22 protein-coding genes are annotated in these 24,722 nt (G+C 40.8%); 6 read left to right on the top strand and 16 right to left on the bottom strand.

What is annotated here, in order from left to right:
• The first annotated feature begins 6 nt into the window (after positions 1-6).
• Entirely contained in the window at positions 7-789 is a 783-nt protein-coding gene (locus tag RM545_RS02545; RefSeq protein WP_311493751.1) for a DNA-formamidopyrimidine glycosylase family protein, read from the top strand.
• Between the two features lie 74 nt (positions 790-863).
• On the opposite strand, the gene RM545_RS02550 is transcribed toward RM545_RS02545, so the two are convergent.
• From RM545_RS02550 to RM545_RS02560, 3 genes are all read right to left on the bottom strand, one after another.
• The gene (locus tag RM545_RS02550; protein WP_311493752.1) at positions 864-1,523 is read right to left on the bottom strand and encodes an HD domain-containing protein; all 660 of its coding nucleotides are present in this window, start codon (positions 1,521-1,523) and stop codon (positions 864-866) included.
• A gap of 64 nt (positions 1,524-1,587) precedes the next feature.
• Entirely contained in the window at positions 1,588-2,319 is a 732-nt protein-coding gene (locus RM545_RS02555) for a lysophospholipid acyltransferase family protein (protein ID WP_311493753.1), read from the bottom strand.
• 206 nt (positions 2,320-2,525) lie between these two features.
• Positions 2,526-2,936: a BrxA/BrxB family bacilliredoxin gene (locus RM545_RS02560; protein ID WP_311493754.1), complete on the bottom strand. Its 411-nt coding sequence runs from the start codon at positions 2,934-2,936 to the stop codon at positions 2,526-2,528.
• 184 nt (positions 2,937-3,120) lie between these two features.
• On the opposite strand from RM545_RS02560, the gene RM545_RS02565 reads away from it, so the two are divergent.
• Positions 3,121-3,864 (top strand): TerB family tellurite resistance protein, encoded by a 744-nt coding sequence (locus RM545_RS02565; protein ID WP_311493755.1) that lies wholly within the window; start codon positions 3,121-3,123, stop codon positions 3,862-3,864.
• A gap of 1 nt (position 3,865) precedes the next feature.
• On the opposite strand, the gene RM545_RS02570 is transcribed toward RM545_RS02565, so the two are convergent.
• Positions 3,866-6,130 (bottom strand): TonB-dependent receptor, encoded by a 2,265-nt coding sequence (locus tag RM545_RS02570; protein ID WP_311493756.1) that lies wholly within the window; start codon positions 6,128-6,130, stop codon positions 3,866-3,868.
• Positions 6,131-6,229: 99 nt separating this feature from the next.
• Between RM545_RS02570 and RM545_RS02575 the strand changes: the two genes are divergently transcribed.
• Complete coding sequence (locus RM545_RS02575) at positions 6,230-6,886, top strand: metal-dependent transcriptional regulator (RefSeq protein WP_311493757.1); 657 nt, start codon at positions 6,230-6,232, stop codon at positions 6,884-6,886.
• A 1-nt stretch (position 6,887) separates the two neighbouring features.
• Positions 6,888-7,709, top strand: coding sequence for a ZIP family metal transporter (locus RM545_RS02580; protein ID WP_311484240.1), 822 nt, complete (start codon positions 6,888-6,890; stop codon positions 7,707-7,709).
• A gap of 34 nt (positions 7,710-7,743) precedes the next feature.
• Here RM545_RS02580 and RM545_RS02585 read toward each other — a convergent pair whose 3' ends face one another.
• The 4 genes from RM545_RS02585 to RM545_RS02600 form a co-directional block, all read right to left on the bottom strand.
• Complete coding sequence (locus RM545_RS02585) at positions 7,744-7,884, bottom strand: hypothetical protein (RefSeq protein WP_311493758.1); 141 nt, start codon at positions 7,882-7,884, stop codon at positions 7,744-7,746.
• 415 nt (positions 7,885-8,299) lie between these two features.
• The gene (gene feoB / locus RM545_RS02590) at positions 8,300-10,402 is read right to left on the bottom strand and encodes a ferrous iron transport protein B (protein ID WP_311493759.1); all 2,103 of its coding nucleotides are present in this window, start codon (positions 10,400-10,402) and stop codon (positions 8,300-8,302) included.
• A gap of 1 nt (position 10,403) precedes the next feature.
• Positions 10,404-10,634: a FeoA family protein gene (locus RM545_RS02595; RefSeq protein ID WP_311484238.1), complete on the bottom strand. Its 231-nt coding sequence runs from the start codon at positions 10,632-10,634 to the stop codon at positions 10,404-10,406.
• An 88-nt stretch (positions 10,635-10,722) separates the two neighbouring features.
• Entirely contained in the window at positions 10,723-11,388 is a 666-nt protein-coding gene (locus tag RM545_RS02600) for an SCO family protein (protein ID WP_311493760.1), read from the bottom strand.
• A 152-nt stretch (positions 11,389-11,540) separates the two neighbouring features.
• Between RM545_RS02600 and rseP the strand changes: the two genes are divergently transcribed.
• Together rseP and RM545_RS02610 are read left to right on the top strand one after the other, a co-directional pair.
• Positions 11,541-12,857, top strand: a complete 1,317-nt coding sequence (gene rseP, locus RM545_RS02605) for an RIP metalloprotease RseP (RefSeq protein WP_311493761.1) — start codon at positions 11,541-11,543, stop codon at positions 12,855-12,857.
• 186 nt (positions 12,858-13,043) lie between these two features.
• Positions 13,044-15,044, top strand: coding sequence for a protein-disulfide reductase DsbD family protein (locus RM545_RS02610; protein WP_311493762.1), 2,001 nt, complete (start codon positions 13,044-13,046; stop codon positions 15,042-15,044).
• A gap of 236 nt (positions 15,045-15,280) precedes the next feature.
• On the opposite strand, the gene RM545_RS02615 is transcribed toward RM545_RS02610, so the two are convergent.
• From RM545_RS02615 to RM545_RS02650, 8 genes are all read right to left on the bottom strand, one after another.
• Positions 15,281-16,063 (bottom strand): L-fucose dehydrogenase, encoded by a 783-nt coding sequence (locus tag RM545_RS02615; protein WP_311493763.1) that lies wholly within the window; start codon positions 16,061-16,063, stop codon positions 15,281-15,283.
• A 1-nt stretch (position 16,064) separates the two neighbouring features.
• Entirely contained in the window at positions 16,065-18,431 is a 2,367-nt protein-coding gene (locus RM545_RS02620; RefSeq protein ID WP_311493764.1) for a glycoside hydrolase family 95 protein, read from the bottom strand.
• Positions 18,432-18,433: 2 nt separating this feature from the next.
• Entirely contained in the window at positions 18,434-19,258 is an 825-nt protein-coding gene (locus RM545_RS02625) for an amidohydrolase family protein (RefSeq protein WP_311493765.1), read from the bottom strand.
• Complete coding sequence (locus RM545_RS02630) at positions 19,258-20,112, bottom strand: fumarylacetoacetate hydrolase family protein (protein WP_311493766.1); 855 nt, start codon at positions 20,110-20,112, stop codon at positions 19,258-19,260. The genes RM545_RS02625 and RM545_RS02630 overlap by 1 nt, the downstream gene beginning before the upstream one ends.
• A gap of 15 nt (positions 20,113-20,127) precedes the next feature.
• On the bottom strand, positions 20,128-20,901 hold the full coding sequence (locus tag RM545_RS02635) for an SDR family NAD(P)-dependent oxidoreductase (RefSeq protein WP_311493767.1): 774 nt from the start codon (positions 20,899-20,901) through the stop codon (positions 20,128-20,130).
• Positions 20,876-22,264 (bottom strand): L-fuconate dehydratase, encoded by a 1,389-nt coding sequence (locus RM545_RS02640; protein ID WP_311493768.1) that lies wholly within the window; start codon positions 22,262-22,264, stop codon positions 20,876-20,878. Before RM545_RS02640 ends, RM545_RS02635 begins: the two co-directional genes overlap by 26 nt.
• The gene (locus RM545_RS02645; RefSeq protein ID WP_311493769.1) at positions 22,251-23,129 is read right to left on the bottom strand and encodes an AraC family transcriptional regulator; all 879 of its coding nucleotides are present in this window, start codon (positions 23,127-23,129) and stop codon (positions 22,251-22,253) included. Before RM545_RS02645 ends, RM545_RS02640 begins: the two co-directional genes overlap by 14 nt.
• 119 nt (positions 23,130-23,248) lie before the next feature.
• Positions 23,249-24,706: a cellulase family glycosylhydrolase gene (locus RM545_RS02650; protein WP_311493770.1), complete on the bottom strand. Its 1,458-nt coding sequence runs from the start codon at positions 24,704-24,706 to the stop codon at positions 23,249-23,251.
• Between the last annotated feature and the right edge of the window lie 16 nt (positions 24,707-24,722).

A 24,722-nucleotide genomic window follows, 5' to 3' on the forward strand; every position in this document is an offset into this window, starting at 1 on the left:
GGACCTATGCCTGAATTACCTGAAGTCGCTTATCAAAAGAAGTATGTAGATGCGACCGCGCTGCATAAGGAAGTTGTGAAAATAGATTTTGGTGCAAAGAAGTTATTCCAATCTTCGCAAAAGGAATTTGAAGATGCTATTTTAAACGAAAAAATCTCCGGAACCCAACAGTTGGGAAAATATCTGCTTTTAAAGATAACTTCAGAAAAAGAGTTGGTGCTTCATTTTGGCATGTCCGGAAAAATGGAATTTTATCAGCATGATGAGGTTCCAAAGCATGCCCAGCTTACGCTCTTTTTTGAAGATGATTCGCGTTTGTCCTTTGTTTGTCCGCGTAAATTCGGAAAAATTTATTTAGCTGAAGGAATAGAAGATTTTCAGAAGAAACATTCTTTAGGGAATCATGCGCTGGATGTTAAGGAAGAGGAATTTATGGAATTGCTTCAGGATAAAAAAGGAAGTATAAAAAGTGCATTAACAGACCAGCATCTTATTGCCGGAATTGGTAATTTATATGCAGATGAAATCCTCTTTCAGTGTAAAATTCATCCGAAAACGAGTACGGCAAAGCTTTCTGAAAAAGAGAAGAAGTCTTTGTTCGAAAAAATGGGAAAAATTCTGAAAAAAGTCATTAAAAGTAAGACTGAAGGTTCAAAACTACCTGAGAGTTACCTCACAAGGCACCGGAAGGAAGGAGCAGACTGTCCAGATTGTAAAGGCAAGGTGGAGATGATAAAAATTTCCGGGAGAAGCACCTATTTTTGCCCCGATTGCCAGGTTGAAAAATAGTTCGCATCACCTTTGCAGCAATGACAAAGTAGATTTGGTCCCATAAATTAATGAAGGTCGAAAATTGGCAATTTTCATCCCTCACCATTCCACTCTTTATAGAATTGATCGAGATACAGCTCCATAAATTGATGACGTTCAGCAGCAATTTTGCGGCCGGTTTCTGTGTTCATCCTGTCCTTTAGTAAAAGCAGTTTTTCATAAAAGTGATTGATGGTAGGTGCATTGGAAGCTTTGTATTCTTCTTTGGTCATGTGGAGGTTCGGTTCAATTTCAGGATCATATAAGCCTCTGCCTTTAAATCCGCCATAGTTAAAAGTGCGTGCAATTCCAATCGCGCCAATTGCATCCAGCCTGTCTGCGTCCTGTACAATATCCAGCTCTTTAGAACTGAATTTACGGGCTACATTTCCGCCTTTAAAGGAAATGTTTTCGATAATTTTTATCACGTGTTGGATAACTTCCGAAGAAATATTTAGGGATTTCAAAAATTCTTCTGCAATCTTAGGTCCAACGGTTTCGTCTCCATTATGAAATTTGGAATCTGCAATATCATGTAAAAGCGCTCCTAAAGCGATAACAAGATTATCAGCATTCTCTCCCCGGGCGATAAGTTTTGCGTTATTAAAAACCCGTTGAATGTGAAACCAGTCATGGCCACCTTCGGCACCTTTTAGAGTTTCTTTTACAAATACTGTGGTATTTTCTATAATTCCGGTTTCTTGTGAGGTCATTAATTTGTGTTACAAACCTCATAGGTTTTTAAATCTTGAGGTTTAGCGGGTTAGTAAAAGAATCTTATTTAATATCTGAAATAATTGTTCGCTCCACCAGCGCAATCAGGCTGTCTGGATCGTCTGAAGATACAGGGATGGGCTTATGTACTTTTAATTTAAAATGCACGCCCAGGCCTAAAGGAAAAAGTCCGTGCTGAAACAGCTTCCAGGAATTGTTAATAGTAAGTGGTACTACCATTGCATCTGGCATTTTTTTAAAAAGTATCTGCATACCTCGTACAGCAAACTTTTTAGGATGACCGGTGCGGCTCCTGGTACCTTCAGGAAAAATAACGGCAGATCTGTTGGTCTCCTTAAGATAATCAGCAAATTTGCCCATTTTCGTTAAAGATTCCCGCGGATTCTTACGATCTATAAGAACCGAGCCGCCGTGTCTTAAATTGAAGGAAATACCTGGAATTCCTTTTCCTAATTCCTTTTTACTAACAAATTTTGGATGATGATCCCTTAAATACCATATTATAAGGGGAATGTCATACATTCCCTGGTGGTTAGCCACAAAAATGCAGGGTTTTTCCACCGGAATATCGTGGGAATTCTCAAAACTGAAACGGGCTCCCGTTACATCCAGGCACCTCATCAGGAAGAAGTTAAAAATGTCCACACTTTTCTTGTGAGCATAGTACCCTCCCAGTTTTAAAGAAATCCATTGGATAAGATGAAAGACTGCAAGAGTTATAAAAAAGAAAATATAGCTTATTACCGAAAGCGGATAAGAAAGTATTTTTTTCATTAGAATGTTTAAAACGACAAAAATATGGTTTTAAACCTACACCGGGCAAGTAGAGATTACTCTTATGTGGTAATTATCTTTGGTTCTACTGTAGTAAATGTAAGATGTGACTTAGCAGTAAAGGTTACGTCTCTTCATTGAAGAAAAATAAAAAAACCGTTCAGAAAAAAAATCCAAACGGTTTTAAAATTCTTTTTTAAAAAATATTAGCAGAACTCGTTATAAGCTCCTGTAAGATTTTCTGCGATCATTTCTGCAGGGCGTCCTTCAATATGATGGCGCTCCAACATGTGAACCAGCTCCCCGTCTTTGTAAAGTGCCATAGATGGCGAAGAGGGAGGGAAAGGAACCATATAACCACGGGCTCTGTCTGTAGCTTCTTTGTCTACACCGGCAAATACAGTATATAAATTATCTGGTTTTTTCGCATTTTGTAAAGACATCCTTGCGCCCGGACGAGCGTTAGCCGCAGCACAACCGCATACCGAATTAACTATTACTAAAGTAGTCCCTTCTTTCTTCATTGCTGCATCAACTTCTTCTACAGTATGTAATTCTTCAAAACCTATATTGGTAAGGTCTTCTCGCATTGGTTTTACTAAATCTGCTGGATACATATATTACTATTTTATATTAAACTAATTATGAGCAACAAAGATACCAAATATTGTTCACGTGAGCATATCTCAAATTCCTATTGACGAATAGGTTGAATTTATATATCAATCAGCTTTTCTGGATCATGGGCGGGTTCTAAACTTCTATAAAATAGTATCTTTGCATTTTTAAAAGAAATTCTTCATGATTAAATGGTTTGCGGCCCTACTTGGCTTCATGTATTTCAGGTTTGCAGGTGCGGTCCTGGGTTTTATACTAGGAACTATTCTCGATAATTATATTCGTTCCAGCGGGGGACTAATGGAGGGCATGTTTGGCGGCGAACAGAAAAAAAATACAGTTTCTCCGGGAGATTTCGAACTTAATCTGCTTTCGCTGTGTGCACTGGTTATTAAGGCCGACGGACAGGTTTCGCAAAGGGAACTTGATTATGTGCGCTCCTATTTTGTAAGTTCCTATGGTAAGGAACGGGCAAATGCCACGTTCAGGACTTTTAATGATGTTATTAAAAACAGGGAGCTTTCGTCTGCCAGGATTGGGCAGTACCTGGCGCAACGCACAAAATATCCCACCAGACTTCAAATCACGCACTTTCTCTTCGGAATAGCCCAGGCAGATGGTACTGTGAGCGAAGCTGAAACCAGGATCATTCAGGAAATAGCCGGATATCTCCGTATAAGCAGAATGGATTTTGAAAGTATTAAAGCGATGTTCTTTAAAAAGACAGCGGAAAGTGCTTATAAAATTCTTGAAATCGACAAGAGCGCTACAGATGCTGAAGTAAAAAAAGCTTTTAGGACCATGGCTAAAAAATACCACCCCGATAAACTGGGCCATATGGACGAAGCCTATCGCAAGGGAGCCGAAGAAAAATTCCGGAAAGTACAGGAAGCCTACGAACAAATCCAGAAGGAGCGGGGAATGTAACTTAAAAGTTATACTTAAGGTTCAACATTATATTCCGGCCGGGGCTGCTCACATTAAATGCCCTTAAAATGGACATATGGTCAACATAATTTTCATTTAAAGCATTGTAAGCGGTAATACCTGTTTCCAGGTGATGATTTTCGAAATAGAATTTTTTACTTAAGCCCAGGTTCAGCAAGGTGTAACCAGCTGTAGTCTCTTCATTTAACCCGGCCCTGTTTTGATCACTTATCATCCTGAGTTTTGTAAAAGCATAAAGTGATTTATCCTTTAAACCGAAATACCCCAATTCCAGGTTAAAATTATCCGGAGGGATAAAACTAAGGTTCCGGTTACTTTTAAGGTCTTCTGCACGTACAAATGCGCCCGAAAATTTAGTCACCAGTCTTTGGCTATCAAACCAGCTGTTTTTCAGGTTAAATTCAGCTCCGTACAAAAATGCGTTTGTTTGCAGGTAAGACCATACTTCAAGGTTTTCTTCCGGAATAGTTTCCGTAGTCGACGTGAAATAAATGTAATTGTTCACTTTACTTCCAAAAGCTGAAAAAACACCTTCAAACCATTTATTCCGGTAGGTATAGTTTATATCAGCTTGCACGCTTTGTTCCCTGCCAAATCCATCATTACCTTTTTCAAAGCGACTTGTGCCGGGATGTGGGCCATTGGAGAACAATTCTGCAAGGTCTGGTGCTCTGAACCCGGTGGAGAAATTCAGTTTTAACTGATTTTTCTGGTCAAAATTTTTTGTGGCACCAATAGATCCTGTAAGCCCGTTAAATGTCCTGGTCAGTTTCCGGTTATCGGGATTGCCCGGTAAGATAAATTCATCCTCAATTAATTCCGTCGAACCCGCATCTGCAGTTACTTTACGAAAATCGTAACGCAGTGCTCCCTGGAAGTACCAGGAATTTAGTTCCAGACTCGCGAGATAATACAGGCCACTTTCAAAAACATCGGCATCGGGTATTAAAAATTCCTGCGAGTCTTTAATGTTTCGGGTTTTTACAAAACTTCCCTGTGTCCCAAAGCTGTGATCTATTTTTCCCCCGTTTAAACTTATCCGGGCATTTAAAAATGTGTGGTTTTGTTGTAACCCTAGATCCACCAGGTCATAATCTTGTTCAATTTCCTTACGAATATTAGAGTGGTGGGAAAGGTGCAGGGAAGTTTTCAGGTCCTTATGCTGTGTATTTTGATTGTAAGACAGCAAATAATCTTCTACCTTCTGAAAAGGCAATTGCATCTCCCTGTCATTTCTGGTGGTAGCCAGGCTTTTGCTCTCCTGCATTTCTTCATCCAGAATGATCCCCAGCTTTTGATCATTGTAGGAAAATGACAGTTTGTTCTGAAAATGTTCCCCTTCAATTCCGGTATGTATCCTTAGGGTTTTTGTGTTAAACCTGCTATTTCCAATTATCCTGTTATTGCCGTTCTTATAGTCGGCATGGTTCTCGTAAGCCAGGTCTGCGGCGAAAAATATCCCGTTAGTAAGCATTTTTCCAATGGAGCCGTAAGTTCTTATTCCGTTTGAAATACTGTTAAAAGTAGTCCCAATATCCCCGGAAATTTTATTCGATTCTTTGTAAAATTCGTCATCATGGGTTAGTAATACACCTCCCAGTGCTCCAGAGCCATATAAAACCGAAGCCGGACCTTTAATCACATCTACCTTCTTTACACCCAAATCGTTAATACCCAATCCATGGTCTGCGCCCCACTGGTGATTTTCCAGTTTGTTTCCCTGGTAAATGGTGACTATCCGGGAGAATCCCAGGCCGCGTATAAACGGCTTAACAATTCCCTGTCCAAATTCGGCCCCATAGACTCCCGGGACTTCTCTTAAACTGCCCATCATCCCGCTGGGATTACCTTTTGATACTATGCCCTGCATATCTATACTGGAGATATTATATGGAGTCCTTCGGGTGAGTCCGGTCTGGGTATCTACGATAATAACTTCATTTAAATGAGATTGGAGTTCAAGTTCCAGGGTTTCTTCAATTGTACCGTTAGCGATTATAATGACCTGTTCTTCTAAACTTTTGTAGCCAATAGAACTGACTTTTACCTGATGCTTTCCAGCGGGAATATTTTTAAGCATAAAATCTCCATTTTCGTCTGCGGTAGTTCCCTTGCTTAAACTTTCAATATAAATCGTGGCAAATGATACGGGTGATCCTTCGTTTACTACTTTTCCTGAAAAGTGCCCCTCCTGGGCCCAGGTAATAACACAAGTTAATAAAGTTATACACGTTAGTAATTTCATATCTAGGATTTTGTCAAATGTACAAATATAATTTAGACAAGTCTAAAAATAGGATTTATAGATTTAAAAATGTAATTTTGGAATACGTAAATATTTGTTATGTTTAGCCTTTCTGAAGAAAATTACTTAAAAGCTATTTTCCACCTTGAACGCTCTTATAAAACAGGAGTTAGTACAAATGCTTTGGCAGAAGAGATGGAAACTAAAGCCTCTTCTGTAACAGACATGATTAAAAAACTTTCAGGAAAGAAACTGGTCAATTACCGTAAATATCAGGGGGTAAGACTAAGTGAATTAGGAAGAGAGACTGCTATAGAAGTGATTAGAAAACATCGATTATGGGAGTATTTCCTGGTGGAGAAGCTGGGTTTCCAGTGGGACGAGGTGCATGACATAGCAGAGCAACTGGAGCATATAAAATCTGAAAAACTTATTAGCCAGCTCGATAAGTTTTTAGGTTTCCCAAAAAGGGATCCTCATGGCGATCCCATTCCCGATGCCCAGGGGAAATTTGCGGTGGCCAATAAGATCCTGCTATCAGAGCTGGAAAAAGAAAAAATGGGGATCTGTGTGGGTGTTAAAGACTCTTCAGTAGATTTTTTACGTTTTCTGGATAAAAATAATATTGCCCTGGGAAAAGAGATAAAAGTTTTGGAAAAGGAAACCTTCGATGGATCTATGCTTGTACTAATCGAAAATAATGAACTGCGAATTTCCCAGATCGTTTCTAACAATCTTTATATAAAAACAAATTAGAATGGAACAAATAATTACCTACTTTGAGCAATTAGATCCCGTATTGGCGGCTTTTTTAGCAACGTTGTTTACATGGGGACTTACTGCTTTGGGTGCCTCTCTGGTTTTTCTTTTTAAGAACATGAATAGAAAAGTCTTTGATGGGATGCTGGGATTCACTGGCGGAGTAATGGTCGCGGCGAGTTTCTGGAGCCTTCTTGCTCCCGGGATAGAAATGAGCCCCGGGGAAGGTTTCGTAAAAGTAATCCCGGCAGTGGTAGGTTTTGGGCTGGGAGCCTTATTTATATTTGGGCTCGACAAAGTTTTGCCGCACCTGCATGTAAATTTTAAAATGGATGAAAAGGAGGGCGTGAAAACCAAATGGCACAAATCTGTTCTTTTAACCCTGGCAATTACGCTGCATAATATTCCTGAAGGGCTGGCCGTAGGAGTGTTGTTTGGTGGAGCAGCTGCAGGGCTACAGGGTGCAAGTATAGGTGGTGCCGTAGCGCTGGCTATTGGTATTGGACTTCAGAATTTCCCTGAAGGTTTTGCAGTAGCAATGCCGTTAAGAGGGCAGGGATTAAGCCGCTGGAAAAGCTTTAATTACGGGCAACTTTCGGCTATTGTAGAACCTGTGGCTGCCGTTTTGGGGGCATGGGCTGTTCTGACTTTTGAGCCTATTTTGCCCTACGCACTCTGTTTTGCGGCCGGAGCCATGATTTTTGTTGTTGTGGAAGAAGTAGTGCCAGAAGCGCAACAGGGAAATTATACAGATATTTCTACCATGGGCTTCATTGGAGGCTTTATGGTGATGATGACACTGGACGTTGGTTTAGCGTAACTTTTTAAGCTTAAAATATTCTTTTTCTAATATTCTAAGCTGAAGTTTTCCTGCAATAACGTGAGATTCCAACGTATAGGTCGATATTTGTCATTTTAGGAGCATCATCTTTTAAAGGTATTTCAGGATCTCTTATTCGTGTATTAGTGGCTATAGTTTGACTGGTTAACGACATTACCTTTCTTAAAGTCGATAATTGCCATTTTTGACGTGCGGCTATAATCGAAGTATATAAAAAGGTTAGTTACAGGATCAGGATTTGCTCAAAAAGTCACTTTTTCCGGATATAGATACCGAAATTTTCGACTTTAAGACATCTCTCTGCAACAATGGTAGAAAAATAGGGCTCTTCCGGTTAGAATTAAAGCTTGAAACAAGCAAATAACCAGAAAAAGAGGTTGCTTAGCTGCAGCCGCATCCTGAAACCCCACAGGCTTTCTGTTTTTCAGTCTTTCTGCGGATTAAAAAAGCAGGTTTCCATATAAATTTACTAATCATATATCCTACTGCGAGGGCGAAGGTGATAAAAACTAAAATATGTTGTAGTAATTCCATAATAACTCAGTCGTTTTTATATTGTTTACTTACAATTATTTTAATATCTGAAACGCGGCCAAAGCCACTACGTATGCAAAAGCACTCATAAGCACCAGTTGCAATATTGGCCATTTCCAGGTATTGGTTTCCCTTTTTACAATCGCGAGCGTACTCATACATTGCATTGCAAAAGCATAAAACAGCAACAGGCTTATCCCGCTTGCAAAGGTAAACAATGGGCCTCCAAGCACCGGATTAGTTTCTGCTGCCATCCGGTTTTTTATAGTCTCTTCCTCGTCACTACCTACACTATAGATAGTCGCCAGGGTTCCTACAAAAACTTCGCGTGCAGCAAAAGAGCTTATTATGGCTATTCCAATCTTCCAGTCGTAACCAAGGGGTGCAACCGCCGGTTCTATTGCCCGGCCCATGATGCCAATATAGGAATGCTTCAGTTTATAGGAAGAAACATCCTCCTGAAATTCTTCCGTAGAAGTACTTTCTTCAGAATTATAGCCTGATGCCACTATTTCTTCAGCATTATTAAAATCTTCGCCCGGCCCAAAACTGGCTAAAACCCATAGGATTATCGAGATTGCCAAAATGATCTTACCGGCGCCCAACACAAAAGATTTTGTTTTTTCAACTACATTAATAGCGATATTTTTTATCATCGGCACCTTGTAATTTGGCATTTCGATAACAAAATAGGTCCTGTTTTTAATATTTAATATGCTGTTTAAAATCCATGCCGAAAGGATAGCTGTCCCAAAGCCTATAAGATAAAGTAACATTAAAGTAAGTCCTTGATAATTAAAGCCAAAGATGGTTTCATCTGGGATCACCAATGCAATAATAATGAGGTAAACCGGAAGCCTTGCAGAACAGGTTGTGAAAGGAACTACCAGAATGGTGATAAGGCGTTCTTTCCAGTTTTCGATATTCCTGGTGGCCATAACTGCGGGAATGGCACAGGCAGTACCCGAAACCAATGGCACCACGCTTTTACCACTTAATCCAAATCTTCGCATAATCCTGTCCATCAAAAAAACAACCCGGCTCATATACCCCGTTTCTTCTAAAATGCTTATAAACAGAAATAGAAATGCAATCTGCGGAATAAAAATTATAATTCCTCCAAGTCCGGGAATTATGCCTTCGGCCATGAGGTCTGTAAAAACTCCCGGGGGAAACGTGTTGTTCACAATTTCGCTGAGGGATGCAAAAGTCTCATCAATAAGGTCCATCGGGTAACTGGACCAGTTATAAATGGCCTGGAATATCAGCAACAGGATAGAAAAGAAAATTACGTACCCCCCAACTTTATGGGTGAGCACCCTGTCCAGTTTTGCCCTTAGATCTGTCGCAGCATTAACATCTACGGTAAGGGCTTGTTTTAAAGTGCCGTTTATAAATTGATATCTTAAAACCGTCTCTTTCTGCTGAAGGCGCTTTAAGTCACTTTCGGACTTTGTATTAAAGTCTGTGGATTTATTTAGTTCTTTCCGGTCAATATTTCCGAAGTTAACATCCTGGGTAATTACCAGCCAAAGTTTGTATATGGATTGATTAGGAAAGGCTTTTCGTAGCCTGTCAAAATATTCAGGGTCAATTATGGAAGCATTTAAGCAAGGTTCAGTAGGAATGTGCTTATAATTAATGATCATTTCCTTAAGCTCATTGATCCCCTGGTTTTTTCTTGCACTTACCAGGGCAATTTTGGTCTTTAAGCGGTCTTCCAGGAGGTCTATGTCCAGTGAAATTCCTTTGCGTTCCATACGGTCTGCCATGTTAACAACAAGAATAGTGGGAATACCAAGATCTTTTATTTGGGTAAACAGAAGAAGGTTTCGCTTAAGGTTTTCGACATCGCTCACTACAACGGCGACATCTGGATAGTCTTTATCATTTTTATTGAGCAGAAGCTCTATTACCACATTTTCATCCAGGGAAGATGCGTTAAGGCTGTAAGTTCCCGGCAGGTCAAGAATATGGGCTTTTAACCCGCGGGGTAGTTTGCAGATGCCTTCTTTCTTTTCTACCGTGATCCCGGGATAATTTCCCACCTTCTGGTTTAATCCTGTAAGCTGGTTAAAAACAGAAGTCTTCCCGGTATTAGGATTTCCTATTAAGGCGACATTAATTTGTTTGCCCATGCTAGTCGATTAATTCTATTTCAATCTGTAGAGCCGTTTCTTTTCTAATAGCCAGATGGCTTCCGTTAACATTGAGGTACAGGGGATCTCTAAAAGGCGCCATTTGCACCAGTTCTACTTCATTTCCCGGCAGGCAACCCATTTCCAGAAGTTTAAGCGGAACAGCATCGGCAGAGAATTCTTTAATAATTCCCCGTTGTCCACGCCTGAGATGTGCTACGGTAACTTTCAATGTTTATTTAGATTGAATTTAAACAAGGCAAAAGTAAGGGAAATAACACTAGTAGAAAAGCCTGAAGCTTAAAAAACTACTATTCCTTCTATTTGTTCTTTAAAAAGTCAATATCGGCCATGAGATTTTCAATAGCCTCAGGATCTGTACCATCATAAAATCCCCTTATCTGGCGGTTTTGGTCTATAAGCACAAAATTTTCTGTATGGATCATGTCGTATTTACCACCATCTCCTGTGCTCTTTGATGCCAGGTAGGATTTTCTTGCCAGGTCATAAATTTGCTTTTTATCGCCGGTTACAAGGTTCCATTTTTCATCGATTACACCTTTTTCTTTAGCATATTGCTTCAGCACCGGTACGCTGTCGGTCTTTGGGAAAACAGTGTGTGAAAGCAGGAAAACTTCAGGATCATCCTTTATTTTTTGCTGTATTTTCAGCATGTGGTCTGTCATTACGGGACAAATGGTAAGGCAGGTAGTAAAGAAGAAATCGGCTACATAGATTTTATCCTTATAAAATTCTTGCGTGATCGTATCTCCGTTCTGGTTCACCAGTTCAAAATCTGCTATTTTATGGTATTTTCTAATGTATTGAACTGTAGTGTCCACCAATTCCGCATTTACCATATCGGGTTGGTAAACGGGCAATGTCTTCTCGGGTTTAAGCAGTGAATAAATACTAAAAAGTATTATTGCCGAAAGAATGGAGAAAACAATGGCAAAGGTTTTGTATCGCTTAAAAAACTTTAGCATGAATAAAACTTTGGTGCAAAATTAACTGCTGGGAATCAAATAGTCACATTTTAGGGGCAAAAATTTCAGAAATGACAACAGTGGCAGATTTATACTTTTCTAGTAGTTTTTAAAAAGTTACTTTTGTGCGATTAAAATTTGAAGTTTAGAGAATGGATCCATTTGCAGTTAAAGCGATACAACTTTTACTTAGTTTATCATTGCTCATTGTATTACACGAATTTGGGCATTACATCCCCGCCAAAATATTTAAAACACGAGTAGAGAAATTTTTCCTGTTTTTTGATGTGAAATTTGCGCTTTTCAAGAAGAAAATAGGCGATACGGTCTACGGAATTGGATGGCTGCCACTTGGTGGTTATGTGAAAATTTCCGGGATGATAGACGAGAGCATGGACAAGGAGCAAATGTCGCAGCCGCCACAGCCATGGGAATTCCGCAGCAAACCGGCGTGGCAGCGTTTAATTATTATGCTGGGAGGGGTTACCGTAAACCTGGTACTTGGTTTTCTTATCTTTATGATGATCCTTTTTGTTTGGGGCACCAGCTATGTTGGTCCCGAACAAATGCCTGAAGGTTTTGCAGTAGTAGACGAATTTAAGGAGTACGGTTTTGAAGATGGCGACAGGATTTTAGAGGTAAACAAAACCGGTTTTCAGAACAGTCTGGACATAAACCGCCATCTTTTTATGCGGGACGTGACTTCCATAACTGTTTTGCACCAGGATGGAAGTGAAGAAACCATTTCTATTCCCGAGGAGATTGGTGCCAAAATGTGGGAAGAAGGCATTATGCAGCCTTTTGTACCTATCCAATCCCCGGTATTGGACACTGTGGTGGCAGACAGGGCCGCGGCATTGGCGGGACTCCAAAAGGGGGACAGCATTATTTCTTTGAACAGCCGGGAAATTGGTTACTGGCACGAGGTAAGTCCTATTACAAAAGGGAATCCCAACAAGGAAATAGAGGTGGTTTACGAACGGGATGGCGAGATACAGGGATCTATGATTACACCAGATGAGGAGGGATTAATAGGAGTAGCTGCCGTTCGTGGATTTGATTTTGAAAAACGTGAATATGGCTTTGCCGAAAGTATTTCTGAAGGATTTGAATACGGTTACTGGACATTGCACGATTATGTGGCCCAGTTTGAATATGTTTTCACCAAAAAAGGAGCTTCTCAACTTGGAGGTTTTGGCGCAATAGGCGGCTTGTTCCCAGACACCTGGAACTGGGCCGGTTTCTGGCATACCACCGCTTTTATTTCGATAATTCTGGCGTTTATGAATATTCTGCCGATCCCTGCTTTAGATGGCGGACACGTCGTGTTCCTGCTCTATGAAATGGTAACCGGAAGAACACCGAACGATAAATTTATGGAAGTCGCCCAGCTGGTTGGGTTCGTAATTATTTTTGCGCTTGTACTTTATGCCAACGGAAACGACATCTATAAATGGTTATTTGAATAAACTTTGAATTCAAGGAGCGGCCTCTAAAATGGCAATTTTCATGCTACTGAATATTCAGTTTTTAAGATGCGTTCCAAAATATTCAGGTCGATAATTGGCGTTTTCAGGCAGTCGCTTTATTTTTTCAGAATATGTCCTGGTTTAGGTTTTAATAACTTCTGAAGGACGTAAAAATTACCTATTATCATGAAGAATTTCATCCTCTTTATATTTCTTCTCCTTTCCCTACAGGGATTTTCACAAATTTATGATCCTGTGGAATGGTCGGCGAGTGTGGAAAAAGTTTCCGAAGCCGAAAACGAATATCTGCTAATTTTTTCTGCGGAAATTGAAGCGGGATGGCACCTTTATGCCCAGGATGTCCCTGAAAACGGCCCTATTGCGACCACTTTTTCATATGAGAAAAATGACAATTACGAGCTTTCAGGAGAAACTGAAGAAGAGGAGGGAGTAACAGTAGACGATCCTGTCTTTGGAATGCGTATCAAGTACTTTGAAGATGAAGCAAGCTTTCAACAACGGATTATTTTATTGGAAGAATCCGCAACAGTCACTGCTTCGGTAGAATTTATGGTCTGCGACGACGAACGCTGTTTACCGCCGGTGCTTGAAGAATTTACGTTAAATGTACCCGCTACTTCAGCTATAAACGCTTCCGCAGATCCTTCAATTTTTAATGATAATGTAGATTCAGAAGAGCCTGTAGATATTTCAAATGAAGTAGAAACAGGAATAACTTCTGCAAAAGAGGATAAAAAAGGCTTATGGGGTATCTTCTTTATCGCTTTCCTTTCGGGATTTGCGGCACTTCTAACACCCTGTGTTTTCCCAATGATCCCAATGACGGTAAGTTATTTTACCAAGCAAAGTAAAACCCGGGCTAAAGGTATTCGGAATGCTATAATTTATGGGATTTCCATTGTTGTTATTTATGTTTTGCTTGGAACAGCTGTAACTGCCATTTTTGGTGCAGATTCTCTTAATGCACTGGCGACTAACTTCTGGTTTAACCTCATTTTCTTCGCCATATTGGTCATTTTTGCAGTGTCATTCTTTGGGGCCTTCGATATTATGCTGCCCAATTCCTGGGCAAATAAAGTGGATTCCCAGGCAGATCGTGGGGGGATAATTGGCATTTTCTTTATGGCGCTGGCGCTGGCAATTGTTTCTTTTTCATGTACAGGTCCTATTGTGGGAACACTTTTGGTGCAGGCGGCTTCAAAAGGAGGAATTGCTCCAATAGTTGGTATGTTGGGCTTTTCTTTAGCCATTGCTTTGCCTTTTGCGTTTTTTGCTGCTTTCCCTGGCTGGATGAATACACTTCCAAAGAGTGGGGGATGGTTAAATACGGTAAAAGTTTTTCTCGGATTTTTAGAGCTGGCATTAGCTTTCAAATTCCTTTCCCAGGCAGATCTTGTGTTGCAATTGCACCTTTTGGAAAGAGAAGTGTTTATCGCCATCTGGATTGCCATTTTTGGAACGCTTGCCTTCTATTTATTCGGAAAAATAAAACTGCCGCACGATTCTCCCCTGGAATCCATTTCTGTAGGAAGGTTAATGATGGGCTTGCTGGTGCTCACGTTTACAATTTACCTTATTCCGGGACTTTGGGGAGCTCCGCTGAATCTTATCAGCGCATTTCCGCCGCCAATGGAATATAGTGAATCACCGTACGGAGTGGGATACACCAAAAACATAGCCTCAGGATCTGCTGCCAATGCTGAATTACCCGAAGGCGCGCACCTGATGCCTCCGCACGACATCCTGGTCTTCAATGATTATGAAAAAGGACTGGAATATGCTGAAGAAGTTGACAAACCCGTCATGCTTGATTTTACCGGCTGGGCCTGTGTTAATTGCAGGAAAATGGAGCAGAATGTATGGCCAAAACAACATGTTCTGAATATTCTGAAAAATGATGTTGTACTCATTTCACTTTATGTAGATGATAAACGCGATTTACCTGAAGAAGACATTTATACTTCCGAAGTTACGGGAAGAGAAATCACTACTGTGGGCCAGAAATGGAGTGATTTCCAGATTAGCAGGTTTGAAGCAAATGCACAGCCGTTTTACGTGCTTCTGGATCCAAGCGGAGAAAAACTAAACGAGCCCGCAGCTTACACACCAGATCCTGATAAATATTATGAGTGGTTGCAGGAAGGAATTTCAGCTTATAAAAATTAGGATTCTCTTGGAAGGTTTTTTGAGCTTGTGGGTATAAAATAAGCAACAAGATTTAAAAACCTTCGGGAGATACAGTAGAATTATAATCTAACGAATACTTGCCATTTTTAGGTTTAGACCAGACCTGACAGGTTTCCAAAACCTGTCAGGTGTAAAACATTAGATCGATAATTGCCATTTTAAGACCTACATTGTTGTTTGTGCTGAAGAACTCTGGAAAGAGGCGCAACTTCAATTTAAGTAATCGATCGGTCCAAATGAGTATAACCTCCATCTACCACCAAATGCTGTCCGGTAGTATGCGCAGATTTTTCTGAAAGAAGGAAAAGAGCAGTATGTGCAATTTCCTCGCTGGTAGTCATCCTTTTACCTAAAGGAATATTCTGGGTTATGTTTTTCAGTTTTTCTTCAGGATTATCAAAAGTAGCAATCCAGTTGTTATATTGCGGAGTCTGAACTTCCGCAGGAACTATCGCGTTTACCCTCACTCCATAAGGCAATAACTCTACAGCCCATTCCCGGGTCAAGGCAAGTTGTGCACCTTTGGCGGCAGCATATCCCGAAGTGCCTCCCTGGCCGGTAATTGCCGTTTTTGAACTGATATTTATAATACTGCCTTTGGAAGCTTTTATATGTTTAACGCAATAATGCGCCATCTCATAATAATGGTTGACGTTGGAATTAACCGAATTTTTAAATTTTTCAGGAGTACCGTGTTCCAGGCCAATGCCGTCATTCGTGCCGGCATTATTAACCAGTCCGTAAATCTTACCGAATTTTTCAATAGTTTCTGCAACAATATTTTTACAGGATTCGGGATCATTAAGATCGGCCTGAATGAAATGACCATTCTGACCTTTTTGCTGAAGCTCCTTCAGAAGTTTCTTTCCGTCTGCACTGGTGCGGCCAATAAATACAGGAATTCCACCTTCCGCAGCGATTCCTTTAGAAATGGCTTCCCCAATTCCCTTGGTACCTCCCGTAACAATAATTACTTTCTCCTGAAGTCCTAAATCCATATTATCGCTCTATTAATTCTGAATTTATGTCTAAAATAGTCGCTTTTCCTGCCTTCAGTTCAACCTGAATTTTGTTTTCTCCATATTTCACCTGAACGGTTTTATCTTCTTCTGAAGTTAACTTCAATTGTTCCAATTTTCCATCTTCCCATGCAATATCCACTTCGATATTTCCCCGTGCTTTCAGACCTTTTATTTTGCCATTTGGCCATTCATCAGGAAGGGCAGGTAAAATCCTTAGAAATCCTTCGTGCGATTGCAGCAACATTTCGGCAATTCCGGCTGTAAATCCGAAGTTTCCGTCTATCTGAAAAGGAGGATGGATATCCAGTAAATTAGGATAAATAGAGCGCTCCATAAAAAGTTGAATATTTTCGTATGCCGCCTCAGGATTTAATAGCCTGGCGTAGAAATTTATGATCCAGGCACGGCTCCAACCCGGCCCTGCGCCGCCATGCTCCAGGCGATGCTCAATGGTTTTTCGGGCGGCTTCAAATAGCTCGGGGTCTTCAGTTGTGATATCGTCACCGGGATGCAAGGCGTATAGATGGGAGATGTGACGATGGCCTTTTTCAGGTTCTTCATATTCGCGGTCCCATTCCAGAATTCTTCCGTCTTCTCCAATTTGTATTCCGGTGCGCAATTGCCGGCGTTGATCTTTTATCTTCTGAATAAACTCATCAGATTTCCCCAATATTTCAGCAGACGCAATGGTGTTGTCAAAAACTTCAGCAATAATTTGATGGCCCATGGCAGTGCCGCCGGATAGGGCAGCAGGCTTACCATCGGGCGCCAGATAACGATTTTCAGGTGAGGTTTCGGGAGTGGAAATTAAGGTGCCGTCACGCGGATCTTCAGTCAGCCAATCTGAGTAAAATTGAGCATAAGCTTTTAGAGCGGGATAGGCACGTTCTTTTAAAAAAGTAGTATCCTGCGTGAACCGGTAATGCTCCCAATAATGTTGTGCCAGCCAGCCACCACCATGAATCCAGGAGCCCCAATAAGCTGTTTCGGCCTGCATCCAGGGAGATGCCCAAAGATCTGTAGTTTGATGCGCTACGGTGCCGCTCATTCCATATTGTTCTTTGGCTAGTTTCTTCCCTCTTTCTATAAGCCTGTCAGTAAGATCAAAAAGCGGTTCCTGAAGTTCGCTAAGATTTGTTATTCCTGCAGGCCAGTAATTCATTTGCAGGTTGATGTTGAGGTGATAATCGGCATTCCACGGCGCCTGGATATCTTTATTCCAGAGCCCTTGCAAATTCGCAGGATTTGTACCGGGACGGGAGCTCGAAATCAACAAATATCGGCCGTACTGAAAGAGCTTTTCTACCAAATCACGATCAGGTTGTCCGTTTTTCACCCGTTGAAGTCGCTCTGCGGTAGAAAGTGTATCCGGTTCTTTTTCACCTAAATCTATAGATACGCGGTTAAAATACTGCTGATAATCTTTAATATGTCTGGACAACAAGGTATCGAAATCTTTATTCTGAAGACTTTCCAGGGTTTTTTTATTGTTCTCAACATAATCATTGTGATAGAAGGAAGTACTGCTAACAATGTACAAAATGACTTCCTGTACATTTTTAAATGTAAGCTTATCATTCTCAGAAGTTACAGAGCCTTCTTTAATATCAGCTTTAAGGATTGTCTCGAACTCCACTCCGTAATCAATCACTACCGGCTCAGAATTTTTTGCGCCGGCATATTGGGTAACCATTCCGCGCATGTTGAGCACGTTATATTCAGGGGACGTAACTTCTACGGTGGGATGCCCATTATCATCAGGACGGTTCATGCGGAGTCTGAAATTAATTCCGTCAGGATTTTCCGTTATAATCCGAACGATAAGTACATCGTCTGGTGCTGAGGCAAACACCTCCTGAGAAACCTTATAGCCACCAGATTTCCAGGAAGAGCTGGCCACAGCTTTTGCAATATTCAGGCTGCGCTTATAATCATTTACATCCTTATTCTGATATTCTATAAACAGATCGCCCATGGTTTGATGGGAACGGGCTACGCCTTTAAATGAAAACCGTTCTACGATAAGACTATCAGCAAGATGTACTTTACCTTCTTTTACCAGTTTTCTGATTTCAGCGAGATCTTCCGGTGTACCTTTACTATTCCCCCAATCCGGGCCACCAGGCCACATAGAATCTTCATTTAGCTGAATCCTTTCGCTCTTTGGATTGCCGAAAACCATTGCTCCCAAACGGCCATTCCCCACCGGCAGCGCATGGTCCCAGTTTTCTGCCGGACTTTCATACCATAACAGGTTCTTAGAAGTTGAATCCTGGGAATGGCTACCGAATGGAATCAACAGAAAGGCAAGCATTAAAAAAAGTGGAATGAACCGATTTTGCATACTTAGATATTGTAAAATTTTTGAGCGTTTTTGAAGAAAATGGCTTCTTTTTCGGAAGTGCTGAAAATGGAGGTGTAGTCTTTCAGAAGGTTGGTAACGCTTTCGTAGTCCCCGGCCAATGTGCAGACCGGCCAGTCGGAACCAAATAATATCCTTCCTGTTCCGAACAAACTGAACACGGTGTCCAGGTAAGGTTTAAAATTTTCAGGTTTCCAGTTTTTCCAGTCGGCTTCTGTGACCATTCCCGAAATCTTGCAGTGCACATTGGGAAATTCTGCTAAACGTTCTATATTCTGCTTCCAATCCTGATATTTGATGTTTTTGATGTCCGGCTTTCCTAAATGATCCAGCACAAAAGGCTGCTCCGGGAAATCTTCTGCCAGATGAATAATAGAATTGAGCTGACGGTAATCTACCAAAATATCATAGGTGAGGTTGAATTGCTGAAGTTTTGAAATTCCGTTCAGGAAAGTCTGGTTCAGGCAATAATCATTCTCCTTATCCTGAAGAACATATCTGATGCCCTTTAGATACTTGTTTTGGCTGAATTTTTCCAGTTTTTCAACTACATTTCCGGCGGTAAGGTCTACCCATCCCACAACTCCTTTGATAATCTCATTTTCTTCAGCAAGTTTCAGAAGAAATACTGTTTCTTCTTCAGACTGATCTGCCTGTACGGCAATACAGCCCTTAACATCCTTATCCTGAATAGCTACTTTGTAATCTTCAGGCGAAAAATCCTTTTTTATGGCGCCCATAGATTCATTAATCCACAAATCCCGCTGCGGGCTGTATTTCCAGAAATGAACATGGGAGTCAAAGATCATTATCTGTAATTTTTTACGTGTTGCTTGGAGGTTCCAAGGCCATCAATGCCCAGTTCCACCACATCTCCTTCTTTTAAAAAGCGTTGCGGCTTTAAACCCATTCCTACTCCTGCAGGTGTGCCTGTAGAAATAACGTCACCGGGAAGCAGTGTCATAAATTGGCTAACATAGCTCACCACTTCAGAAACGTTAAAAACAAAGTCTGAAGTATTGCTGCTTTGCTTCGTTTCCCCATTCAATTTTAACCAGAGGTTGAGGTTGTTTGGATCTTTAATTTCATCCCTAGTTACCAGCCAGGGGCCAAGAGGAGCAAAGGTGTCACAGCTTTTACCTTTTACCCACTGGCCGCCTCTTTCAATTTGAAATGCACGTTCACTGTAGTCGTTGTGCAAAACATAGCCTGCCACGTGATCCAAAGCATCCTCTTCAGAACAATAAGATGTTTTTTTGCCGATTACCACACCTAATTCCACTTCCCAGTCGGTTTTGGTGCTGTTCTTCGGAATAATTAAATCATCATTAGGCCCTACAATTGCGGAAGTGGCCTTAAAGAAAATTACCGGTTCCTTTGGTGCTTGGGCTCCGGTTTCCTCAGCATGTTTTGCATAATTAAGACCGATGCAAATAATTTTTGAAGGCCGGGAAAACGGACTTCCAAGACGGGTATCTCTGGTAATTTCAGGACAATTTTCAGTATTATCTTTTAGCCAGATTTGCAGTTTTTCTATTCCCCCGGTTTGAAAGAACTTTTCGTCAAACTCTTCAGTGAAGGCAGAAACATCTATCCGCTTGCCGCTTTCCAGTTCCACACCAGGTTTTTCTTCATTTATATTTCCGAATCGTATTAATTTCATGTTTTAATTTTTTGTTTAATTGCCATTCAGTTTTATATATCCTCCATCTATTGGAAAATCTGTTCCGGTAACGAAAGCAGCTTCATCAGAACAAAGGTATACCGCTAAATTAGCAACTTCTTCTGGTTTCCCCATACGACCCAAAGGCTGGGTAGCGGAAAGTTTTTTGAACATTTTTTCTTCTTCTCCGGGATAATTTTGTTTTATAAATCCGTCTACAAAAGGTGTATGTACCCTCGCAGGAGAAATGCAGTTGCATCGTATTCCGTATGAAATATAATCTTTTGCTATGGAATAGGTCATGGTGAGCACCGCACCTTTGGTCATGGAATACGCAAAACGATCTGCCACCGCCACAGAAGAAGCTATTGAGGCGATATTAATAATTGTACCTTTTTGCTGCTCTTTCATTTTGGGAATGCAGGCCTTAATGCAGTTGTAGGTGCCTTTAATATTTACGTTGTAAAGCCGATCCAGGTCGGCTTCTTCAGTTTTTTCAATATTCCCCACATGCGCAATTCCTGCATTATTTACCAGAATATCGATAATTGCCATTTTCTCTACTGCTTTTTTTACTGCAGCCTGACTGGTAATGTCGCAAAAATGCACATATAATACTTTTTCCTTTTTATTTAATTGAGAAGCCAGTTCTTCTCCTGCTTCTGTATTAATTTCAAGAATATGCACTGTAGCTCCCTGGGCGATAAAAGCTTCTGTTATGGCTTTGCCGATCCCGCTGGCTCCTCCGGTAACTACAGCCGTTTTATTTTTTAAGCTGAACTTCTCCATTGCTTTGATAATTTTTTAAAAGAACTGTTTCTTCTAGATCTGAAAGCCATGCGGTTCCATTTGGATAAGCGTATTCCTGAAGGGAAGCGGGTTTCATTGTAATGCTGTAACCGGGCTGTTGGGGCAGAAGGTAAGCACCATTTTTTATAACTACCGGATCCTCAAAATGTTCATGCAAATGATCTACATATTCAATTATTCGATCGTCCAGTTTTCCACTAATAGCAATGTAATCTATCATGGCCAGGTGCTGTACATATTCGCAAAGACCAACTCCGCCTGCGTGCGGACATACCGGAATATTAAATTTACTTGCCATAAGCAGGATAGCCAAAACTTCGTTCACCCCACCAACACGGCAGCTGTCTATCTGGCAAATCCCGATGGCATTGCTCTGCATGAGTTGCTTGAACACAATGCGGTTTTGGCAATGTTCACCTGTAGCTACCTGAATTGGATCTACACTGCGGGCAATTTTGGCGTGGCCCAGGATATCATCTGGGCTTGTTGGTTCTTCAATCCACCATGGCTCAAACCGGGCAAGAACCTTCATATTTTCGATGGCTTCATCTACATCCCATTTTTGGTTGGCATCCATCATCAACTTCAGGTCAGTACCAATTTCTTCTCTGATGATACTCGCCCTTCGCACATCGTCTTCAAGATTGGAGCCCACTTTCATTTTTATGTGTTTCCATCCTTCGGCTTTTGCTTCACGGCAAAGTTGTCTTATTTTTTTATCGGAATATCCCAGCCATCCCGCAGAGGTAGTGTAGGCAGGATAGCCTTCTTCAGCTAAATGGTTAATGCGCTCCTGTTTGGTAGCTTCTTTTTCTTTAAGCAGTGTAAGAGCTTCATCAGGAGTAATAGCATCTGTGATATATTTGAAATCTACACAGGATACCAGTTCTTCCGGAGACATATCTGCTAAAAGTTTCCATAATGGTTTGCCTTCAATTTTTGCGTATAAATCCCAAACAGCATTAACGACGGCGCCAGTTGCAAGATGTATCACACCTTTATCGGGGCCAAGCCAACGTAGCTGACTATCCCCGGTAATCATGGTCCAGAAAGCACCCATATTTTTTGTGAAAGATTCAAGGGTTTTATTTATCAGGAGAGGGGATAAAGATTTGATGGCTTTAGCACAGATTTCATTGCCCCGCCCAATAGTAAAAGTAAGACCGTGGCCTTCAATATTATCCGGATGATCGGTTTTTAGTATAACATATGCCGCTGAATAATCAGGATCGATATTCATGGCATCAGATCCAATGGAGTCTCTGCTTGTAGGGAAGCGCACATCGTGTACTTCTATATCAATTATTGTAATTGGCTTTTTCATCGTATTAATTTCTTGCATAAACCCGTTGATAATCCTGAAGATATTCTGTGGGTGAATAATTTGTTATCGCCTTAAACTGTCTGTTGAAATTGGAAAGGTTATTAAAACCCGATTCGTAGCAAATATCAGTAATGGAATATTTTTGTTCCAGTAACATTTTACACGCGTACCCCACACGTATCTCGTTGAGATAACGCGAAAAAGTTTTTCTGCTAACCCGTTTAAAAAAGCGGCTGAAAGCAGCCGGATTCATATGCGCAATTTCGGAAACATCCTCCAGGGAAACAGACTTTTTAAAGTTATTGAAAATATAAGAGTAAACTTTGTCTAAATTATTGTTATCGCTTTGATGGAAAGAATTTAAAAAACCTGAACTTGATAGTAAAACTGAATTTCTGGATTTCGATAATAAATTTAGTACTTGCAGCATCTTGAGGACACGCTCAAAATCATCAAGCTCCACCATTTTCATGATCTCACTTATGATCTCTTCGTTCTTATCCCTGAATTTAATACCGCGTCTCGCTTTTTCAAATAACTGCCCGATATGTTTCATTTCTGCAATATTGAAAAAGTCATGGCCTAGAAATTCCTGTTTAAAATGAACTGCTACTGCTTCAGCTTTGAGCCCGGAACCTTCAGCAAAATATGCTTTGTCGTTAAGCCACATATGGGGCAGGTTTTTGCCCAGCAGTATGATTTCTCCCTGGCTAAACTTTTCGATACTGTCCCCAACAAATCTCGTCCCAGTACTTTTTAGAACTACCACAAGTTCTAACTGCTCATGATAATGCCACAGCTTTAGAAAATTTGAATAGCTGTTGTAATGTACAGAGAGGGATTTGTTCCGTAGATCTGACCGGTCTAAAAAGTGTAATTTCATAATATGAATCTCAGACTTTATCTTAAATGAGTTCTACTTCAGGAAATTATGATAAATATCCTGAAGTAGAAATACACTTTACACTTTAAGTTATAAAGTTATAATCAGTTTAACTGAATTTACTCTTCCGGGTTTAAGATCGAATCTAAAAGTTCGGGATAAAGAACTTCCCCGTTTTCCCGGTCAAAAAGTGCAAAGCCGTTGGCGTCTTCATCACCATTATCCCAGTAGAAAGGTACCAAACCATGTTCCATTGCAGATTGAGTTACATATTCCATATAATATTGGCGGTATTCTTCATGCCCTTCTACCTCTGGCCGCGCAATTGCACCGTACTCTCCCAGGATAACCCCTAGACCGTTATCAATAAATTCGGTTTTCATTCGGTTAAATTGTTCGTCTACGTAAGATTCGTTTGCCCAGTCTTCAGATTCCGGAGCGTCATTTCCCCATTGATAAACATTACTTTCGGTGTTTAGAGTAAAGTTGTAAGGGTCATAATAGTGTACTTCCATCATTAGTCTGTTATCCACCACATCTTCAGGAATTTCGGCAAAATTGATGGTATGGTCAATATTGGTATTAAATCCCTGTACCACCAAATGACGGTAATGGTTCCTTCCGCCGGTAGCTCTTACGGCATCCACAAAAGTTTGGTTAAAGCCGTTTTGTACGGTATAATATTCTTCTGTAGGCGTTCCATAATCACCTTCTACCATTACTTCATTTGTACCTGCAAAAAGAAGCCTGTCACCATAATCCCGGAAATTAATAGCGATTTGTTGCCACATAATTTCAAGACGGTTATTCACATATTCTTCATCGTCATAGGTAGGCTGCATCCAGCCGTTGTCCCAATGGATGTTTACAATGGCATACATATCATTATCCAAGACCAAATTTACCACTTCTTCCACACGGTTCATCCAATCTTCTGTAATGGTAAAATTTTCTTCATCTGAAAATTTACTCCACGCAACAGGAATACGTACCGCATTAAACCCGGCTTCCTTAACAGATTGAATCAATTGTTCATTTACCATTGGATTTCCCCAGGCTGTTTCCCCGCCAATAGCATCAAGCGAATTTCCCAAATTCCAGCCTATTTGCATTTCATTGGCTAGTTCTACGCTGGTCAGGGCGCGCATATCGGTTTCATCTGGCGGGATAGTAGCTTCCGGAGTTTCTGCAGGAGGTGCTTCGGCGGCGGCCTGAGTCACCATAATTTCCTGAGTATCCTCTTCAGTAGAAACGGTAAGGGTTGCAGTTCTTTCTTCGGTTGCTTCATTGGCGTTGGCTGTCACTACAACATCACTGGTTTCTATTCCGGATTCTGCAGATAAGGATAGCCAGTCTCCACCTCCGGAAATGGTCCATTCAGTACCGCTGGTAATCTCAATGCTGCTTTCACCTCCCGCAGCTTCAAAATCAATGGTCGTTGGGGATACAGTAAATTCGATTGGATCAGGTGGTGCAACGGTTCTTGATCCTTCATCGTCTTCTGTACACGATACAAAGCCAATGCTCATGAAGAGCGTTAACAAAATGCCAAAGGCTCTAATTTGTTGTTTTTTCATCTCAGTTGTTTTATTG

Origin of the sequence: Autumnicola lenta (genome assembly GCF_031846515.1) — a bacterium.
Lineage (GTDB): Bacteria > Bacteroidota > Bacteroidia > Flavobacteriales > Flavobacteriaceae > Autumnicola > Autumnicola lenta.

Excerpts from the sequence above, each read along its gene's own strand:
- RM545_RS02545 (WP_311493751.1), top strand. The coding sequence starts at position 7 with ATGCCTGAATTACCTGAAGTCGCTTATCAAAAGAAGTATGTAGATGCG.
- RM545_RS02550 (WP_311493752.1), bottom strand. The coding sequence starts at position 1,523 with ATGACCTCACAAGAAACCGGAATTATAGAAAATACCACAGTATTTGTA.
- RM545_RS02555 (WP_311493753.1), bottom strand. The coding sequence starts at position 2,319 with ATGAAAAAAATACTTTCTTATCCGCTTTCGGTAATAAGCTATATTTTC.
- RM545_RS02560 (WP_311493754.1), bottom strand. The coding sequence starts at position 2,936 with ATGTATCCAGCAGATTTAGTAAAACCAATGCGAGAAGACCTTACCAAT.
- RM545_RS02565 (WP_311493755.1), top strand. The coding sequence starts at position 3,121 with ATGATTAAATGGTTTGCGGCCCTACTTGGCTTCATGTATTTCAGGTTT.
- RM545_RS02570 (WP_311493756.1), bottom strand. The coding sequence starts at position 6,130 with ATGAAATTACTAACGTGTATAACTTTATTAACTTGTGTTATTACCTGG.
- RM545_RS02575 (WP_311493757.1), top strand. The coding sequence starts at position 6,230 with ATGTTTAGCCTTTCTGAAGAAAATTACTTAAAAGCTATTTTCCACCTT.
- RM545_RS02580 (WP_311484240.1), top strand. The coding sequence starts at position 6,888 with ATGGAACAAATAATTACCTACTTTGAGCAATTAGATCCCGTATTGGCG.
- RM545_RS02585 (WP_311493758.1), bottom strand. The coding sequence starts at position 7,884 with ATGTCGTTAACCAGTCAAACTATAGCCACTAATACACGAATAAGAGAT.
- feoB (WP_311493759.1), bottom strand. The coding sequence starts at position 10,402 with ATGGGCAAACAAATTAATGTCGCCTTAATAGGAAATCCTAATACCGGG.
- RM545_RS02600 (WP_311493760.1), bottom strand. The coding sequence starts at position 11,388 with ATGCTAAAGTTTTTTAAGCGATACAAAACCTTTGCCATTGTTTTCTCC.
- rseP (WP_311493761.1), top strand. The coding sequence starts at position 11,541 with ATGGATCCATTTGCAGTTAAAGCGATACAACTTTTACTTAGTTTATCA.
- RM545_RS02610 (WP_311493762.1), top strand. The coding sequence starts at position 13,044 with ATGAAGAATTTCATCCTCTTTATATTTCTTCTCCTTTCCCTACAGGGA.
- RM545_RS02615 (WP_311493763.1), bottom strand. The coding sequence starts at position 16,063 with ATGGATTTAGGACTTCAGGAGAAAGTAATTATTGTTACGGGAGGTACC.
- RM545_RS02620 (WP_311493764.1), bottom strand. The coding sequence starts at position 18,431 with ATGCAAAATCGGTTCATTCCACTTTTTTTAATGCTTGCCTTTCTGTTG.
- RM545_RS02625 (WP_311493765.1), bottom strand. The coding sequence starts at position 19,258 with ATGATCTTTGACTCCCATGTTCATTTCTGGAAATACAGCCCGCAGCGG.
- RM545_RS02630 (WP_311493766.1), bottom strand. The coding sequence starts at position 20,112 with ATGAAATTAATACGATTCGGAAATATAAATGAAGAAAAACCTGGTGTG.
- RM545_RS02635 (WP_311493767.1), bottom strand. The coding sequence starts at position 20,901 with ATGGAGAAGTTCAGCTTAAAAAATAAAACGGCTGTAGTTACCGGAGGA.
- RM545_RS02640 (WP_311493768.1), bottom strand. The coding sequence starts at position 22,264 with ATGCAAGAAATTAATACGATGAAAAAGCCAATTACAATAATTGATATA.
- RM545_RS02645 (WP_311493769.1), bottom strand. The coding sequence starts at position 23,129 with ATGAAATTACACTTTTTAGACCGGTCAGATCTACGGAACAAATCCCTC.
- RM545_RS02650 (WP_311493770.1), bottom strand. The coding sequence starts at position 24,706 with ATGAAAAAACAACAAATTAGAGCCTTTGGCATTTTGTTAACGCTCTTC.